Origin of the sequence: Prodigiosinella confusarubida, from assembly GCF_002847015.1 — a bacterium.
In the GTDB taxonomy this organism is placed as follows: Bacteria; Pseudomonadota; Gammaproteobacteria; order Enterobacterales; family Enterobacteriaceae; genus Prodigiosinella; species Prodigiosinella aquatilis.
The window spans coordinates 895,762-913,477 of the sequence record NZ_CP025085.1 but is presented as its reverse complement, the minus strand read 5'-3'; the positions used below and the strand labels follow the sequence as shown (position 1 = coordinate 913,477).

Genomic DNA, 17,716 nt, shown 5'->3' with positions numbered 1-17,716 from the left:
GTGCTGAATCCGGCCTATTGGTAAGGGGGGGTACCGCAACAGGCGCATTCGCTAGGGAATGCGCCTGTTTTACAGAAACTACAGCAGGATACGCAGCATGCGGCGCAGTGGTTCAGCCGCGCCCCACAGCAATTGGTCACCCACGGTGAACGCGGACAGGTACTGTGGCCCCATGTTTAGCTTACGCAGACGCCCAACCGGCGTAGACAACGTGCCAGTTACTGCGGCAGGTGTCAGTTCACGCATGGAGATGTCACGGTCATTCGGTATCACTTTCACCCAGTCGTTATGCGTTGCCAGCATCTGTTCGATTTCCGGCAGCGCCACATCTTTCTTCAGCTTGATGGTGAATGCCTGACTGTGGCAACGCAGTGCCCCAACGCGCACGCACAGACCATCAACTGGAATCACACGCTGAGTACCCAGAATCTTGTTGGTTTCTGCCTGACCTTTCCACTCTTCACGGCTTTGACCGTTATCCAGTTGTTTGTCAATCCACGGAATCAGACTGCCCGCCAGCGGTACACCGAAATTGTCCACTGGCAGAGATCCACTACGCGTCAACGCCGTGACTTTCCGTTCGATATCCAGAATCGCGGACGCCGGATCGTTTAACTCGTTAGCCACTTCAGCGTTCAATTGCCCCATCTGCACCAGCAGTTCGCGCATATGACGTGCACCACCGCCGGATGCGGCCTGATAAGTCGCAACCGACACCCATTCCACCAAATCGTTGGCAAACAGACCACCCAGCGACATCAGCATCAGACTGACAGTACAGTTACCACCAATAAAGGTTTTAACACCGTTATCCAGACCTTGCTTAATTACGCCATGGTTAACGGGATCCAGAATAATAATTGCGTCATCACTCATACGTAGAGAAGATGCGGCGTCGATCCAGTATCCTTGCCAGCCACTTTCACGCAGCTTTGGATAAACTTCATTGGTATAATCGCCGCCTTGACAGGTAATGACGATATCCAGCGCCCGCAGCGTGTCCAGATCGTAAGCGTCCTGCAATACACCTTGCTGACCACCCAATGTCGGTGCTGGCTGACCGTGCTGAGAAGTGGAAAAAAATACCGGGCGAATCGCATCAAAATCGCGTTCTTCCACCATGCGCTGCATGAGTACCGAACCGACCATGCCGCGCCAGCCAATAAAACCAACATTTTTCATGGTAACTGTCCTGCTTGGGATGACAAAAGAAGTCTGGCTGCCAGTTATGGCAGTAAACATAGTTTAAAGTGATGACATTCAGCCTTACAAAATGTACACAAAGTCGCAAGTGAATTTATTCGATAACACAAGGTTTTTCAGCAGTAGACCTAATATTACGGTCACTGCCCGATGTTCAGGGATTAAAGGAGTCCACCACTAACATGACCGAAATGATCTCGGCAACCGTGCTGTTGCTATTAATTATGGACCCACTCGGTAATCTGCCGATTTTTATGTCGGTGTTAAAACATCTGGATCCCAAACGGCGACGCATCGTGTTGATGCGGGAAATGATTATTGCACTGGGCGTTATGCTGGTTTTCCTGTTTGCCGGAGAAAAAATTCTGGCAGTGCTGAATCTGCGCACTGAAACCGTGTCGATATCCGGTGGCATCGTGCTGTTTTTGATCGCTATTCGTATGATTTTCCCGTCACAGGAAGGGGATTCCACCGGGTTGCCGGCCGGGGATGAACCTTTTCTGGTACCGATGGCCATTCCTCTGGTTGCCGGCCCGTCTATACTGGCGACGTTGATGCTGTTGTCACACCAGTACCCGTATCAACTGTTGCACCTGGCGCTGGCGCTGTTTATCGCCTGGGGTATCTCTTTTGTGATTTTGCTGATGTCGAACGTATTCCTGCGTCTGTTGGGGGATAAAGGCGTCGGCGCGTTGGAAAGGTTGATGGGACTGGTACTGGTCATGCTATCCACCCAGATGTTCCTGGATGGTGTGCGCGCCTATATGCAACTGTAACTTGAACGGTGGATCCCGCCCTCACGGGAATCCACCGTTCAACGACACAACTATCCGCCTATTCCGCCTTACAGAAATAAACTGCCAAGCCCCGCCAGCAGGAAGGCGATGGTACCCAACAATGTTTCCATTACGGTCCAGGTTTTCAGCGTGGTTTTCTCATCCATTTCCAGAAAACGGCCAACCAGCCAGAAACCGGAATCGTTCACATGTGACAAGACGGTGGCGCCACCGGCAATCGCAACCACAATGAAGCACAGATCAAACTGGCTCAGACCGGCCGTCGCCGCTACCGTCGGAGCCATCAATGCGGCGGTGGTCGTCAACGCGACGGTCGCCGATCCCTGAGCGACTCGCAATGCCGCCGAAACAATAAACGCCGCCACAATCACTGGCAGTCCGGTATCGGAAAGCATCTCCGCCAGAGCGTTGCCAATACCGCTGGCACGCAACACGCCGCCGAACATCCCGCCAGCACCGGTCACCAGAATGATTGAACAAACCGGGCCTAATGCACCATCACACACTTTTTGCAGGTGCTTCATGCTACGTTCCCGGCTGAAAATCCACAGAGCAAAAAAGACCGTAATCAACAACGCCACCGGCGTTTTACCCAACATACGCAGGCTTTGTACCCATACGTCACCACCGTTAATCACTTTGGCTACCGTCAAAGTATTTAACAGAGTATCGAGCGAGATCAATAACAACGGCAACAGCAATACGCTAAGCACGATACCAAACCGGGGTGGCGTATGGGTTTCATCAACGTCGACATCATCGGTAAAGAGTGACGGCAATGGCAACACAAACTTGCTACCGGCCACCAGACCAAACAGATAACTGCCGAAATACCAGGTAGGAAGGGCAATAACGGCCCCGACCAGTACCATCAGTCCAATGTTGGCCCCGAGAAGTTCGCTGGCGGCAACCGGGCCGGGGTGAGGTGGCAGCAAGGCATGCATCACGGCAAAGGCCCCGGCTGACGGTAAAGCATACTTTAATGTCGAGCCGCCAAACCGCTTCGCGACACTAAAGATAATCGGCAGCATGACGACCAGGCCAGCGTCGAAAAAAATGGGGAAACCAAACAGCAATGAGGCAATACCCAGCGCAAACGGGGCGCGCCTTTCGCCAAATTTACTGATTAACGTATCAGCGAGGACATTGGCGCCGCCGGTGACCTCCAGCAAACGACCAATCATTGCCCCCAGGCCGACCAACAAAGCAACGGAGGCGAGCGTACTGCCAAAGCCGCTTAACATGGTGGAAACAATTTTATCATAGGGGACTTTAGTGACCAACGCAGTGATGATACTGACCAACGTCAACGCCAGAAAAGCATGAACTTTAAAGCGCATGATCAATAGCAGCAGTAAAGCAACGGCACCAACGGCAATCAACAACAACGGGCCGGCACTGTAGGTAGAGGTAATATCTGTCATTATTTGTTATCCCTTCCAGCCATTATTTTAGTATGACTAATTGTTTGTGAAACCTATCACAACGCCATTTGTTACCCATTCAATGATACCGGTAACATGTTAAAATCCGAAACCACTATGATGCATTTAATTTACATTTTGGGATGGAGATCAAATTATGTCAGGTCTATGTATTATTTTGATGGGCGTGTCTGGTAGCGGGAAATCTTCTGTCGGTGCGGCACTGGCCAAGGTAATTAGCGCTAAATTTATTGATGGGGACGATCTGCATCCCCGTGCCAACATCCAGAAAATGGCCAGTGGTCATCCTCTCAACGACGACGACCGGGCACCATGGCTGGAACGATTGAACGATGCGGCATACAGCCTGTTTCACAAAAATGAGACCGGTATCATCGTGTGTTCGGCGTTGAAAAAACGCTATCGTGACCGACTTCGCAACGGTAATGAGGAGGGAATGATTTTTCTCTATCTGAAAGGGAGCATCGAGATGATTTTGCAACGGCATCAAGCCAGAGCCGGACATTTTATGCCAACCAAACTGCTGAAAAGCCAGTTTGACGCGCTGGAAGAACCAGGGCAAGACGAACATGACGTCATCACCGTGGATATTGACGGTACACTGGAACAAGTAGTGAAACGTTGCGCGACAGCATTGCGCGCACGTCTGACTGATGCTACAAACTTTCCCCTGCCAACAGCGTAAAACCAACATCTTCCACCGCTGGCGTAATCTGCTCTCCACGCAAACGCGCCAGCAAACGTTCAGCACCGATTTCCCCCATGCGCTCACGCGGTGTCAGAACGCTGGACAACCGGGGCACCATTGCCTGGCCAATATCGTGACCGTGAAAACCGGCAATGCCCATATCCTGCGGGATACGTAATCCCTGCCGTACACATTCAAACATCGCGCCGACCGCCAGATCATCATTGGTGCAGAATACGCTATCCACCTGGGGATATTCCGCCTGCGCCTGGCGCAGCAGCTCGCCTCCCAGCGAATATGACGACGCAATTTCACTCATGACACAGTGGCTGACCAGACCAGCCGCTTGCATGGCTTGCTCATAACCTTCACGTTTCATGAGAGTGCGTTCATCCAACCGTGCGCCCAGATACACAGCATGACGATAGCCCCGGTCAATCATATAGTGCGTCATCTGCCGGGCGGCCTCCACATTATCAAACCCGACGGCCAAATCGAGACAAGGTGAAACCGAATCCATCAGTTCCACTACCGGAATCCCCGCCACTTCAATCATCTGACGGGTACGGACAGTATGTGTACGCTCGGCCAAAATCAGTCCGTCAATATTATAAGACAGTAACGACATCAGCCGCTGTTCCTCCTTCTCAGGGTCGTAACCGTAATGCGCCAGCATCGTTTGATACCCATGAGCATCCGCCACCCGCTCAATGCCACGCAACACCTCGGCAAATACCTGATTGGTCAACGAGGGCAGCAACACGCCAATCGCCCGGCTGGTGGCACTGGCCAGAATGTGTGGCGCACGATTGGGAATGTAGCCCAGTTCATCAAGCACTATGGCGATCTTTTTCTGCAACGCTGGGGAAACCTGAGAAGGATGGCGCAGATAACGGCTAACCGTCATTTTGGTGACACCAACTCGGTCGGCGACATCCTGGAGTACCGGTCTTTTCTTCTTTATCATCCGTTGATATCCATTAAGAGAAAAATTTTCCGAAGTCTAACAAAAAAGTAATTAGTGGAATATATATCCGACATCCGGCAGGTACAGGCAATGAATTGGACCATTAATAATGATAGGAAACAGTGAATATTTTCACGATTAGATAAGAAAGTAAGCAGAAAAAATCAGGGTAATGTGAGATTACCCTGATAATGGGCATTATACTGGCGGCAGATCAAACAGTAGAATTTCACTGTCTTCGCCAGCGTGGATGGAGAGTGCGGTTTCATCCTTGATGGCCAACGCATCACTGGTGGTCGCCTGATGACCGTTAATTTCAATCGTACCGCGTACCACCTGAATCCAGATCTGGCGTCCCGCCTGAATCTGATAGACAGACTGTTCCTGTGATTTTAGTGGCCAACGCCACAGCGTCATATCCTGAAAAATTTTAAGGGAACCATCACGAGCATCTGGTGACAGCACTAACTGTCGCCCCTGTGGAGCATCAAAACGCCGCTGTTCATAGCGCGGTGTCAGACCGGTTTTTTCCGGAATAATCCAGATCTGGTACAGATGCAGCAACGTATCCTGACTGGCGTTATATTCCGAATGACGGATGCCGGTACCGGCGCTCATAATCTGGAATTCGCCAGTGTGAATCTGTTCTTTGTTACCCATGCTATCCTGATGCTCAACCGTTCCTTCCAGCACATAGGTCAGAATTTCCATATCCCGGTGAGGATGGGTGCCAAAACCCTGTCCGGCATCAATCCGATCTTCATTGATCACTCTCAGTGCGGAAAATCCCATAAAGTCAGGGTCGTAATAATCCGCAAACGAAAAGGTGTGCCAGCTATCCAGCCAACCGTGATTGGCATGTCCACGTTGATGGGCTTTGCGTAAATAAATCATGATCCGTTCCTCCCGATGTTTGTTTTAGTCTAGCGGCAGGAAGAGAATAAGAAAGCGTAAAAAACTCAACGCGCTGTTCAAAAAATACGAACAGGAAATTTTAGGAAACATAAATTCCAAAAAATAAAGAAGCAAAAAAAAAAGCCAGCACTTGGCTGGCTAAAAAATACTGGAAGCAATGTGAGCAATGTCGTGCCTTCACAGTAAAACCGCGATGTGTCGCAAGGACATTATCATCAGGCTTTCCCGGAACGCGCACTAATAATAATCATTATCATTCGCATCTGTAAAGCATTTTTTTTACTCACTCTGAATTTACACGACGGACTCCGGTGCCAACGCCCTCGCCAGCAGACTAAACGGATGTTCACAGGCTTTACTGGTCGACATCTCTATCTGCCATTTACAGGTTTCACAGTCGGTAATCACCAAATCGGCCCCACTCTCTTCTATCTGGCGAAATAACGACGCGCCAATGCCCTGCGCCGTGGTGTAATTTTCCTTCTTGAAACCATAGGTGCCGGCGATGCCGCAGCACTGGGAATCAAGCACGATCAGTTCAAGATCAGGGATGCGCCGTAACAGCTCCAGCGTATAGGCGGTCCAGCCCATTCGCTCCAGATGACACGGCGTATGATAGACCACTCGCAACGGTAAACTACGCAATGGTAGTTCACGCCCCTGGTCCAGCAACCGGTAAACATAGCGGGTTGCCAGTTCAATACCATCACGCACTTGATGATTATCGATACCTAACAGATGTGGATATTCATCCCGCAGCGTAAAAGTACAGCTTGAGGAGGTTGCCACTACTGGAATTGAGCGGGTATTAATGGCTTCATCCAGAGATGTCAGATTAATGTTGGCTTGTTTGCGCGCCTGATCGAGAAAACCATTGGCAATCAACGCCACACCGCAGCATTTTTCTTTCGTCAGCAGTTGTACGCCAATCCCCATGGCGTTGAAAATGCGGATGAGATCCTTACCTAACTGAGGATGGTTGTAATTAACGTAACAACCGTGGAAATAGGCGACCTGCTCACTGTACTGACGCTGCGTCTCTGCCTGTTGACGATACCACCGACGGAACGTGCCAAAAGAGTACTTCGGTAACTGGCGGCGATGGTCGATCTTCAGCACTTTATCCAGCAACTGACGCACCGGTTTCAGCGCAGTAGCGGTATTTACCAGTGGGGCAAAGGGAGTAGCAAGACTACCCATCACGTCGGTATGGCTCAGGATGGCATCACGCAGCGTTGGCTTATGCTCGCTGTAACTGGCTTTGGCGCGCTGAATAATGTCGCCGATTTTCACTTCCGACGGGCAAGCAACTTCGCAACGCTTACAGTTGGTGCAGTATTTCAGCGCTTCGTCATACAGCGCCGGATCCTTGCGACGCAAACGTTCGCCATCCGGCCCAGCCTGCTTTGGTCCCGGATAAAGTGGATTAACCCGTGAGACCGGACAATACGTGGTGCAAACGGTGCATTTGATGCAATTCTCAAAACTGTTATCCGTCAGACTCATTGCTTATCCTCCATCAGCACGGCATCGGCGACATATAAGGCGCTAAGTATTGATACTCCCGCACCGCACCCTTGCTGTAATGGATCAAATCCCTGTAGAACCGCGCCGATGGCATACAGGTTAGGTTGAGTCTGTCCCTTGATGTAGGGATGAAGTTGGTTGTCAGTAATGACACCAAATTGCAGATACGGCTGAACCGCAAAGACATTCGACTGGCTCCAGTCTTCGCGTTGGGCATGGAAATAAACATCCAGCCCGAACACCGGCTCGGAAACCTGGTCAAATTCCGCCACCAACCCGTTACTGAAAAAGCTACCGCTGGCCAGTACGACCCGTCGGGCATGCAGCGGAATATCACCGTGATTATGGGTATAAATCGCCACATCCTGCGGCAGTTGTACCGAACTCAATACTCGGTCACCGGGCATGAACATCCCCCCCAACAGGCGAAAACGGCTCAGCAGCGCATGATATAAACGCAGTCCTAACAGTGATGGAGGTAATGTTGGCAGTAGCCCGACAGGCTTACCCAACGCTCTACGCAGTTGCTCCAGCGGCGCAGAGGATTCCAGGCCGATGCAAGCAGGCAGGATAACGGCATCATTGTCATGCGAGAGCCGCATCAACTCTTCTGTTAGCCCCACCAGACTTGCCGGCTGGTCCAGCACACGAGCAAGGTTTACCGCTCGAAACTCACTGGGGTTTTGTCGCAGCCGATCCAGAACCGGTAGTTTCAGATCGCCGCTGTGAGCGGCGATGCCTTGTGCCTGTAGCTCGCCAGCAACCATGCGAGACTGAAAATCAAGAAACCCGTCAATTCCCGCCACTAGTGGATTACGCCATTTGGGTGTCCCCGCCAAACCACGCGTAACGCTATCTGCCGGGCTTAACCAGCATGGGCGCCATTTTCCCAATGGTGTCATGCGCTGGTGGTTGTCCGAACCTTCACCTCGCAACCATAAACCGCTGCGTGACAGCAATGCTTCTGCCTCGGGAATCAATTGCGTTACGCAGGACTTTCCCATCAACGTGTAAGGATGCTGTGGCGCCTGTTCAGCTAACGCGGCCAACGCATCGACGGGTTGCATGACAGCAGTACCGTCCGGCAAAGCTGACAGTAGATCCAGAGAACCAGAGGAGAAATGCAATGCACTCTGTCCGGCACTGACGATGGCACATCGTTTCCCCTGCTCCTGTAAACGGATACCGCAGGTTAATCCCGCCAGGCCACCACCGATAATTACCACGTCATAGCGCATCACTGTTCTCCTGACAATCACTGGCGGTCAAGCCGCATAATCCTTGATAAACCCAACTGGTAAATTCGCTTTCCCGCAGGGTATTACCCCAGGCAACCGGACGAATGCCTTTCCAACGCTCATTTAAAAACTGACTGAGTTGGGCGACCGATTGCTGTGGTGTGGATTGTCCCAGTTTGCACAACAGCCCAGCGGCGCGGCAGGCACACAATTCACCCTGACAGGTTCCCATCCCCACCCGTGTGCGGCGACGCAAGTCGATCAGGTTATTGACCTGTAGCGACTCCACTGCATAACGCACTTCTCCCGCCGTTACCGCTTCGCACTCGCAGACCAGACTACTATCAACACGATCGCCGCTGACCACTTGTTCAGCGCGCTGTCCGTGACGATAAATCGCCGAACCACGCAAAGGAGCGGAGAGTAATGAGGCAGACATCGGTTTATCGGATACCACCGCTTCGGACCCTGGCAATGGGCGGGAGGCGGTAGTGCAGGCCACGGAGTGATTCAACTTTTCACAGACTTTATCCGTGACCCGCTCGGCCATCAGCCGGTATGTCATCAGCTTGCCGCCAGTGATGGTGATAAAACCTTCCAGCCCGTCGCGACTGGCGTGATCGAGCAAAACGATGCCGCGACTCACACTGCGCCCGGTAGGGTCGTTGTCATTGGCCACCAGCGGACGAACGCCAGCATAAGCACGCAGAATTCGGGTTTTCGCCAGTTGCGGCGCCAGTTTGCTACCTTCACGCATCAGCGTTTCCACTTCAGCGGGCGTCACGATCATGTTGTCTATCTGATCGTAATCGATATGTGTAGATGTCGTACCAATCAAGGAAATGGTGTCACCGGGTACCAGAATGTCGGCATCCGCTGGTTTACGGCAGCGGTTGATCACCATATTGTTGATGCGATGACCAAGGATTAACAGCGCCCCTTTCGCCGGGAACATACGTACTCGTAAGTCAGCATATTCCGCAATGTGCTGTCCCCAAATACCAGCAGCGTTTACCACTATCCGGGCATGGATTTCTGACTGAATCCCTTTTTTATGGTCGAAAACGCGCACACCGGTGATCCGATCCCCCTGCCGAATCAAGCCGATGACTTCATGGTAGGTCAGGACCTCCGCACCATGTTCACACGCATCAATCATATTTGCCGTCGTCAGGCGAAAAGGATCGATAGTACCGTCCGGCACCCGTACCGCGCCCATCAATGATGGATTGGCAGCGGGTTCCAGTCTCAAAGCCTCTTTCGGGTCGATAGCCTGGGCATTGATCCCGGCCTGCTGGCAACACGCGATAAACTGCGACTGATACGCCAGATCGTCCTCCGGTAGCGTCAGAAACAGGCCGTCAGTAGGCTCGACACAATGACGGGCAATGCGGCGCAGAATACGATTTTCTTCAATACACTCGCGGGCGGATTCTCCGTCCGTCACCGCATAGCGTGAACCACTATGCAGCAGGCCATGGTTACGACCTGTCGCGCCGGTCGCAATGTCATAACGCTCCAGCAGAAGACAACGTAATCCGCGTAAAGCACAGTCGCGTGCGGTTCCTGCCCCCGTTGCACCACCACCGATGATAATGACATCCGTTTCACGATAGGACCCGTTGTTTCCCATAACCGCCTCACTTCATCTTGATCATTCCATTATTCATTTGGGCATAAAAACAACCCATAATGTTTGATAAAGAACAAAATCGAGCAATAAACGAAAAATAAAAATCCCAACGTGGTTAATTTTATGACTTATGTCACTTATTGACGAATAAGTATCATCTTACTTTTGTTAAATGCAGCACAAAATATCACCAATATTCATAAAAGTGTAACAATTGAGCGATAACTCACACCGGAACGCAAGCGTATTCGATACCCTTTATGAGCGTTATAGAACAAACATTAACACTTTACCTCATCAGGGGGATTTTATGCTGAGTATCTTTAAACCAGCAATGCACCGTCCACGCGTCACAGAGGATCAGATAGATCCACACTACCGTCGTCTGCGCTGGCAAATTTTTCTGGGAATCTTTTTTGGTTATGCGGCTTACTATCTGGTAAGAAAAAACTTTACGCTGGCAATGCCCTATCTGATTGAACAGGGTTTTTCCCGTGGCGATCTGGGTTTTGCATTATCCGGTATTTCCATCGCCTACGGTTTTTCCAAATTCATCATGGGCTCGGTATCTGACCGCTCCAACCCACGCGTATTCCTGCCAGCCGGGTTAATTCTGGCCGCTTCGGTAATGCTGTTCATGGGTTTCGTCCCTTGGGCGACCTCCAGTATTATGAGTATGTTTGTCTTGCTGTTTCTGTGCGGTTGGTTCCAGGGCATGGGATGGCCACCGTGCGGACGGACCATGGTGCACTGGTGGTCGCAGAAAGAACGCGGTAGCGTGGTTTCTGTCTGGAACTGCGCCCATAACGTGGGTGGCGGACTTCCGCCGCTGCTGTTTCTGCTGGGGATGTTCTGGTTCAATGACTGGAAAGCGGCGCTGTATATGCCGGCGCTGGCGGCTATTTTGTTAGCGCTGTTTGCCTTCTTTATGATGCGGGATACCCCGCAGTCCTGTGGTCTGCCACCGATTGAAGAGTATAAAGACGATTACCCGCCAGATTATGACGAAAAAACCGAACAGGAACTGACGGCCAAAGAAATCTTCATGAAGTATATTTTCCCCAACAAGCTGTTGTGGTGCATCGCAATAGCGAACGTATTCGTTTATCTGCTGCGCTACGGCATTCTCGACTGGTCACCGACCTATTTGAAAGAAGTGAAGCACTTCGCACTGGATAAATCGTCCTGGGCCTACTTCATGTACGAATATGCAGGGATCCCCGGTACGTTGCTGTGTGGCTGGATGTCGGACAACGTGTTCAAGGGCAACCGCGGCGCAACCGGCGTGTTCTTCATGATGCTGGTCACTATCGCCACCGTTGTATATTGGCTGAACCCAGCCGGCAATCCGGGGATTGACATGGCTTGCATGATCATCATCGGCTTCCTGATTTATGGACCGGTCATGCTGATAGGTCTACATGCACTGGAACTGGCACCGAAAAAAGCCGCCGGTACCGCTGCCGGGTTTACCGGACTGTTTGGCTATCTGGGGGGTTCGGTCGCGGCCAGCGCTATTGTCGGTTATACCGTTGATTTCTTCGGTTGGAACGGAGGGTTCATGGTGATGATCGGCGGCAGTGTGCTGGCAATACTATTGCTTTCACTGACCATGATCCAAGAAAGAAAGCATAAAGAAAAAATAGAAAAATTCGCTTAACTCTGTCATTCAGGGTGTTCCCTACCGGGAACGCCCTTGGTACGGCTATTCCTGCACTTATTCGCCCGTTCAACACTTACTTCAGGAACATACGACGCAGATATTTGGGCACTGCATCATCAATATTAGTGCCGATCACTTCTCGATCAGGCAGTAAATCTTTCAGCCGCTGATGGGCGTTTGCCATTATGCAACCCTTGCCCGCCATCGACAGCATTTCATAATCATTCATACCGTCGCCGAACGCGATGCAATCCTTGATAGTAAAACCGATAGTTTTCGCCACCTGTTCCAGCGCATGGCCTTTGGAAACACCACCGGCCATCACTTCCAGACAGCTCAATGTGGAAAAACTGACATTGACCCGATCACCCCAGCGCGCGTTGAGCGCATCTTCCAGCGGCAGTAGCTTATTGTGATCCTCGCAGGTAAAAAAGACTTTCCCCACGCCATCAGTTCCCAACACATCGGGATCAAAAATTTTGTATTTGAACACCGACTCCCGGAAAAAACGCTCCTCTTCCGGACGCGGACGGCTAATAAACCAGTCATCATGACGATAAATATGGGTCATGATATCCGGGCGGTGAAATATCATGCCGTACAGCTCCTGTGCAATGTCACTGTCCAGATTGTGACTGAAGATCAACTCACCGTCCGAATTATGTACACGGGCGCCGTTTGACGTAATCATAAACGCAGTGATCGCCAGATTATCGCGGATTTGCGCCACATCCATATGGTGACGCCCAGTGGCAAAAACAAAATAAGTGCCCCGTTCTGTCAATAATTGGAGTGTTTCTTTGGCATAGGGCGATAGGGTGTGATCGGGGGATAGCAAAGTGCCATCCAGGTCGGAAGCGACAATAGGGTACATAAGGGTAAATCTAACCTCCGCTGGTGCAGGGCGGCTCCGCCGCTCAACAGCATTTAACGATAATATTCAAAATATTCAAAAATCAACCTGAAGGCCTCAGCCCGCATCGTATCTTTTTCAAACAGGATTTCATGGCGAGCGCCGTTAATTACCCGAGGTGCACTACCCGCGCTGGGATGTCCGGCCTCAGCCAACGCCTGGCAGAAAACATCCTGACTGTGATTATCCACCACTCGATCTTCTTCTGCCTGCAACAACAGCAATGGTGTGGTGATGTCCACTGCCTGTGACAATAACTGTTCCCCCGCCATTAGCGCCTCTCGCACCCAGTGATACGTTGGCCCTCCGACCCGTAAATCGGGATCATCGGCGTAAAACCGTACACTACGCTGATAACGTTCATAGCTGTGCGTCAAAATATTCACCAGAAATGGAAGCGCCTGCCACTGCCGGGTGCCGATGGCATAGTAGTCCCGCACCGCCGGATGACGTTCCCCCCAGTTAAGAAAACGCCAGGCCAGCCAATGAGGCACGGGCAGGTGAATACCGCACATCGGCGCACAAAGCACTGCCGCATCAAACGCCTGTGGCTGACGCGCCAGAAACTGTGACAGAATGGTGCCGCCCATGGAATGAGATAGCGCAAAACGGCGGACATAGCGTCCAGAGGCAATCTGTTGCTGCCAGAACGTCGCCACGTCATCGACATAATCACCGAACCGCAACACATGGCCACGATGACGGTCTTTCAATAACCGGCCAGAGCGGCCCTGCCCGCGATGATCCATCATCATGACATCATAACCGCACTGAAACAGGTCGTAGGCCACTTCATTATATTTAATGTAGCTCTCTGTCCGGCCAGAGAAGATCACGACCAGTTGCTGGTGCGCTGCTGAGGTAAAACGCACAAAGCGGATCGGTACATTGTCGACACCAATAAATTCACCCTCTTCACGCTGCCGCCAGAAGTCCAGCAACGGCCCAGTGGCAAATGCGGCAAACTGCGCTTCCCTTTTCAGTAGACGATCCAGATACTGGCTCATCATTCCCCTCACAATTAACCATCGTGGTCATAAGGCAACTTTGGGAGCTATAGCACAATAATCGGCATTAGCGTATTGTGGCACAAAAAACGGCAATCAGGGAGCCTTCGCCAATGACCTTCGACTGGTGGTTAACTTACTTTATCACGACACTGGTTCTAAGCCTTTCACCCGGTTCCGGCGCTATCAATACCATGAGTACCGGCATCAGCCACGGCTACCGTGGCGCGTCAGCTTCCATTGCCGGGCTACAGGTTGGACTGATTATTCATATTATGCTCGTGGGCATTGGCCTCGGCGCACTGCTGTCCCAATCGGTGATGGCGTTTGATGTTCTAAAATGGGTAGGTGCCGCCTATCTGATTTGGCTCGGCATCCAGCAATGGCGCAGTGCCGGAGCACTTGACCTGAATACGCTGGCTAACACAATGCCGCGCCGTAAACTGTTCAAGCGTGCCATACTGGTTAACCTCACCAACCCGAAAAGCATTGTGTTTCTCGCTGCGCTGTTCCCACAATTTATCATTCCGCATCAACCTCAGGCGGCGCAATACCTGGTACTGGGTATAACCACCGTCGTTGTGGACATTGTGGTAATGATTGGCTATGCCTCGCTGGCGACACGGATTGCCGTATGGCTGAAAGGACCGCGCCAGATGCAGCGTCTGAATCGGATTTTTGGCTCAATGTTTATGCTGGTAGGAACGCTGCTTGCTTCCGCTCACAAGTCGTGAGCACATAATACGCTTCTCTATTGACTCAACCCCAACACCTTGAAAAGAGAGCGATCATCCGTGTCAAATTGCGACTAGTTATCCTCGTCGTTAAGATGATCGCCAATTAATGTCATGAATGGCATGCCAAAACGCTCCAGTTTACGATGCCCAACGCCATTAATGGTCAGCAGTTCATTGGCCGTTACTGGCATGATTTCTGCCATTTCCAACAATGTGGCGTCACTGAACACCACATACGGCGGAATATTGGCATCATCTGCAATGGATTTTCGCAATTTCCGCAGCTTGGCAAACAGTTTGCGATCATAGTTGCCGCCGTAAGATTTTTGACTGACGCGCGGCTTCAGGTTAATCATGCGCGGCACCGCCAGTTGCAACGATACTTCGCCCCGCAAGATAGGCCGCGCCGGTTCAGTTAACTGCAATGCCGAATGCTGAGTAATATTTTGGTTGAGCAATCCCAAATGAATAAGCTGTCGCAGAATGCTAACCCATTGCTCTTGCGTCTTATCACGGCCAATGCCATACACCGGCAGTTTGTCATGCCCAAACTCACGGATACGCTGATTATTAGCACCACGCAGAACTTCTGCGATATACCCCATCCCGAAGCGTTGCCCGACACGATAGACACAGGATAACGCCTTCTGTGCATCCACCAACCCATCATAACGTTTGGGAGGATCGAGGCAAATATCACAGTTGCCACAAGGCTGCTGGCGACCTTCACCAAAGTAGTTAAGCAATACCAGACGGCGACAAGTCTGCGCTTCGGCGAATGCGCCCATGGCGTTGAGCTTGTGCCGCTCAATATCCAGTTGCGCCCCCGCTGGTTTCTCTTCCAGACAACGGCGCAACCACGCCATATCAGCCGGATCATAAAACAACGCGGCTTCGGCTGGCAGACCATCCCGCCCAGCCCGTCCGGTTTCCTGATAATAGGATTCGATATTGCGTGGAATATCGAAGTGCACCACAAACCGCACGTTAGGTTTGTTGATGCCCATACCAAATGCCACCGTCGCCACTACCACCTGCAAGTCGTCACGAAGAAACGCGTCCTGTACCTGCGCCCGACAATTATTATCCAGACCAGCATGATACGCCGCGACACTCAGACCCCGATTCTGCAACCGGGCGCTGATATCTTCCACTTTGGCGCGGCTGTTACAGTAAATAATGCCGCTTTTGCCACGCTGACCTTGTACAAACAGCCATAGTTGGTCGAGCGGTTTAAATTTCTCCACCAGCGTATAGCGGATATTGGGCCGGTCAAAACTACTAACATGGATAAGCGGATCCGGTAAATCCAGCAGCCGGATGATATCCCGCCGCGTGGTTTCGTCGGCGGTAGCGGTCAGAGCCACAATCGGTAATGAAGGGAAACGTTGCTTAATCTGGCCCAGTGCCCGATATTCCGGCCGGAAATCATGTCCCCACTGAGAAATACAGTGTGCTTCATCAACCGCAATCAATGAGAGATTCCAGTAAGTGAGATGTTCGAGAAAACTGTCGGTAGTTAGGCGCTCAGGGGCAATGTACAGCAGTTTAATCTGACCATTACGGCAACCTGTCATCACCTCCAGTTGCTGCTCCCTGGTCTGGGTAGAATTGAGGCAGGCGGCGGCTACACCGTAAGCCTGCAGTTGATCCACCTGATCTTTCATCAGCGAAATCAACGGCGACACCACCAGCGTCAAGCCATCCATCACCAATGCGGGAATTTGATAGCACAGGGATTTACCACCGCCAGTGGGCATGATAACCAGACAATCCTGCCCGCCGATAACAGCGTTGATAATCCCTTGTTGACCCGGACGGAATTGCTGATAGCCGAAGGTCTCGCGCAGTACCTGTACTGCCAGCGCTTCTTTATTCAATACTTCTGCCGTAGACACGCCTTACCCGACCTTAATAAAGACAAACAGGCGTTATTTTCAGCGCCGTTTGATAAAACTGCAATGATTGTCTGCATGTGCTGATCACGCCGCTCGCGGCTCTTCTCTCTCAGCGAGAGGAAACGGTAATAACTCAGAGCATGTCGTTGAGTATGATCCCGATACCGAAACGTGTCTGACGATAATTGTAGTCAATTAACGACTCGCCATACCCACTAAATACCTTGGTATAGAAGCGGACATGTTTGGTAAGCGGATAACTCCAACTCACGTCACCCCCCCCATAGCCACTGTTCCAGTTATAGCGACCTTCCGCACTGAAAATGCTATCACCCCAGACATAACCAATTCGCAAACGATAATGTCCCATATAGTGAATGATATTCGGGTTGTCATCATCGCTGTCAGTAAGACGGATCCAGGGTTTAACCTCCACCTGCCAGTTATTATGTTGAGCCATCAGTCGGGCATATACCCGATTCCAACTGCGTGAGGTGGGATCTGCGCGACCATTAGACTGATGATTTACCCCGAATTCCACATCCCGTAGTGTCCAGCCGGCAAAAGTGTCATCCACTGCCCAGCCTAAAAACAGTTGCGGCTCATAATTGGTTTCCCGAAACGGCGTCGACTCGCTTTTATTGGACATCTGCCACCAGGAGCGCTGTGTATAGGAAGCACCCAGCAGAGAATTATCCCCCGCAATGCCGCGCCACAACGGAAAACCAAGACTAATCTGGAAGTTCACTTCGTCTTTGCGAGCATGATTGGCCCACTTATAGCTCTGAATAGACTGTTTATTGATATCGCTGGTGTATGTATAAAGCGCGTAATTACTTTCATAAGGATAAAGAACGAAAGGACTATCATGTTCCTGTAGCAGGCCAGCAATAATACTACCGCGGACCGCGGGATCATCATGAATCTTCTGTACTTTTGCTTCCTCCGCCTGGGCATTTGCTGCCAGCAGTAGCCCCATCACAATCCCCATTCGTTTACGCATGGGTGTATTTCCCCCGACTGATAATGATGATATCCCGTAGATTCAGAGCGATATTGTACACAGATAAACCGTCGGTGAATCA

Annotated in this window: 15 protein-coding genes; 4 read left to right on the top strand and 11 right to left on the bottom strand. The window is 51.2% G+C overall.

Annotation, left to right across the window (positions count from 1 at the left end; all coding sequences use genetic code 11):
- Nucleotides 1–78: 78 nt before the first annotated feature.
- Entirely contained in the window at nt 79–1,182 is a 1,104-nt protein-coding gene (gene asd / locus CWC46_RS04205) for an aspartate-semialdehyde dehydrogenase (protein WP_021013449.1), read from the bottom strand.
- Nucleotides 1,183–1,385: 203 nt separating this feature from the next.
- Here asd and CWC46_RS04200 point away from each other — a divergent pair, with 203 nt between their 5' ends.
- Nucleotides 1,386–1,979, top strand: a complete 594-nt coding sequence (locus tag CWC46_RS04200) for a YhgN family NAAT transporter (RefSeq protein WP_021013450.1) — start codon at nt 1,386–1,388, stop codon at nt 1,977–1,979.
- 68 nt (nt 1,980–2,047) lie between these two features.
- Here CWC46_RS04200 and CWC46_RS04195 read toward each other — a convergent pair whose 3' ends face one another.
- Nucleotides 2,048–3,424: a GntP family permease gene (locus CWC46_RS04195; protein WP_021013451.1), complete on the bottom strand. Its 1,377-nt coding sequence runs from the start codon at nt 3,422–3,424 to the stop codon at nt 2,048–2,050.
- Between the two features lie 157 nt (nt 3,425–3,581).
- Between CWC46_RS04195 and CWC46_RS04190 the strand changes: the two genes are divergently transcribed.
- Nucleotides 3,582–4,130, top strand: coding sequence for a gluconokinase (locus CWC46_RS04190; protein ID WP_021013452.1), 549 nt, complete (start codon nt 3,582–3,584; stop codon nt 4,128–4,130).
- Here the strand turns inward: CWC46_RS04190 and gntR are convergent.
- From gntR to glpA, 5 genes are all read right to left on the bottom strand, one after another.
- The gene (gene gntR / locus CWC46_RS04185; RefSeq protein ID WP_037380370.1) at nt 4,102–5,097 is read right to left on the bottom strand and encodes a gluconate operon transcriptional repressor GntR; all 996 of its coding nucleotides are present in this window, start codon (nt 5,095–5,097) and stop codon (nt 4,102–4,104) included. The genes CWC46_RS04190 and gntR overlap by 29 nt on opposite strands.
- A 201-nt stretch (nt 5,098–5,298) precedes the next feature.
- Nucleotides 5,299–5,994, bottom strand: coding sequence for a pirin family protein (locus tag CWC46_RS04180; protein ID WP_021013454.1), 696 nt, complete (start codon nt 5,992–5,994; stop codon nt 5,299–5,301).
- Nucleotides 5,995–6,309: 315 nt separating this feature from the next.
- Nucleotides 6,310–7,521, bottom strand: coding sequence for an anaerobic glycerol-3-phosphate dehydrogenase subunit GlpC (glpC, locus tag CWC46_RS04170; RefSeq protein ID WP_021013455.1), 1,212 nt, complete (start codon nt 7,519–7,521; stop codon nt 6,310–6,312).
- Complete coding sequence (gene glpB / locus CWC46_RS04165; RefSeq protein WP_021013456.1) at nt 7,518–8,780, bottom strand: glycerol-3-phosphate dehydrogenase subunit GlpB; 1,263 nt, start codon at nt 8,778–8,780, stop codon at nt 7,518–7,520. The genes glpC and glpB overlap by 4 nt, the downstream gene beginning before the upstream one ends.
- Complete coding sequence (gene glpA / locus CWC46_RS04160; RefSeq protein ID WP_021013457.1) at nt 8,770–10,413, bottom strand: anaerobic glycerol-3-phosphate dehydrogenase subunit A; 1,644 nt, start codon at nt 10,411–10,413, stop codon at nt 8,770–8,772. The genes glpB and glpA overlap by 11 nt, the downstream gene beginning before the upstream one ends.
- Nucleotides 10,414–10,723: 310 nt before the next feature.
- Here glpA and glpT point away from each other — a divergent pair, with 310 nt between their 5' ends.
- Entirely contained in the window at nt 10,724–12,073 is a 1,350-nt protein-coding gene (glpT, locus tag CWC46_RS04155) for a glycerol-3-phosphate transporter (RefSeq protein WP_021013458.1), read from the top strand.
- Nucleotides 12,074–12,149: 76 nt separating this feature from the next.
- Here glpT and yigL read toward each other — a convergent pair whose 3' ends face one another.
- Nucleotides 12,150–12,950 carry a sugar/pyridoxal phosphate phosphatase YigL gene (yigL, locus tag CWC46_RS04150; protein WP_021013459.1) on the bottom strand — a complete coding sequence of 267 codons (801 nt, stop codon included), beginning with the start codon at nt 12,948–12,950 and terminating at the stop codon, nt 12,150–12,152.
- A gap of 53 nt (nt 12,951–13,003) precedes the next feature.
- A complete protein-coding gene (pldB, locus tag CWC46_RS04145) occupies nt 13,004–13,996 on the bottom strand; it encodes a lysophospholipase L2 (RefSeq protein WP_021013460.1) in 993 nt (330 codons plus the stop codon).
- Nucleotides 13,997–14,109: 113 nt separating this feature from the next.
- Between pldB and rhtB the strand changes: the two genes are divergently transcribed.
- The gene (gene rhtB, locus CWC46_RS04140) at nt 14,110–14,730 is read left to right on the top strand and encodes a homoserine/homoserine lactone efflux protein (RefSeq protein ID WP_021013461.1); all 621 of its coding nucleotides are present in this window, start codon (nt 14,110–14,112) and stop codon (nt 14,728–14,730) included.
- Nucleotides 14,731–14,804: 74 nt separating this feature from the next.
- On the opposite strand, the gene recQ is transcribed toward rhtB, so the two are convergent.
- Together recQ and pldA are read right to left on the bottom strand one after the other, a co-directional pair.
- Nucleotides 14,805–16,631: an ATP-dependent DNA helicase RecQ gene (gene recQ / locus CWC46_RS04135; protein ID WP_021013462.1), complete on the bottom strand. Its 1,827-nt coding sequence runs from the start codon at nt 16,629–16,631 to the stop codon at nt 14,805–14,807.
- A 133-nt stretch (nt 16,632–16,764) separates the two neighbouring features.
- The gene (gene pldA / locus CWC46_RS04130) at nt 16,765–17,634 is read right to left on the bottom strand and encodes a phospholipase A (protein WP_021013463.1); all 870 of its coding nucleotides are present in this window, start codon (nt 17,632–17,634) and stop codon (nt 16,765–16,767) included.
- Between the last annotated feature and the right edge of the window lie 82 nt (nt 17,635–17,716).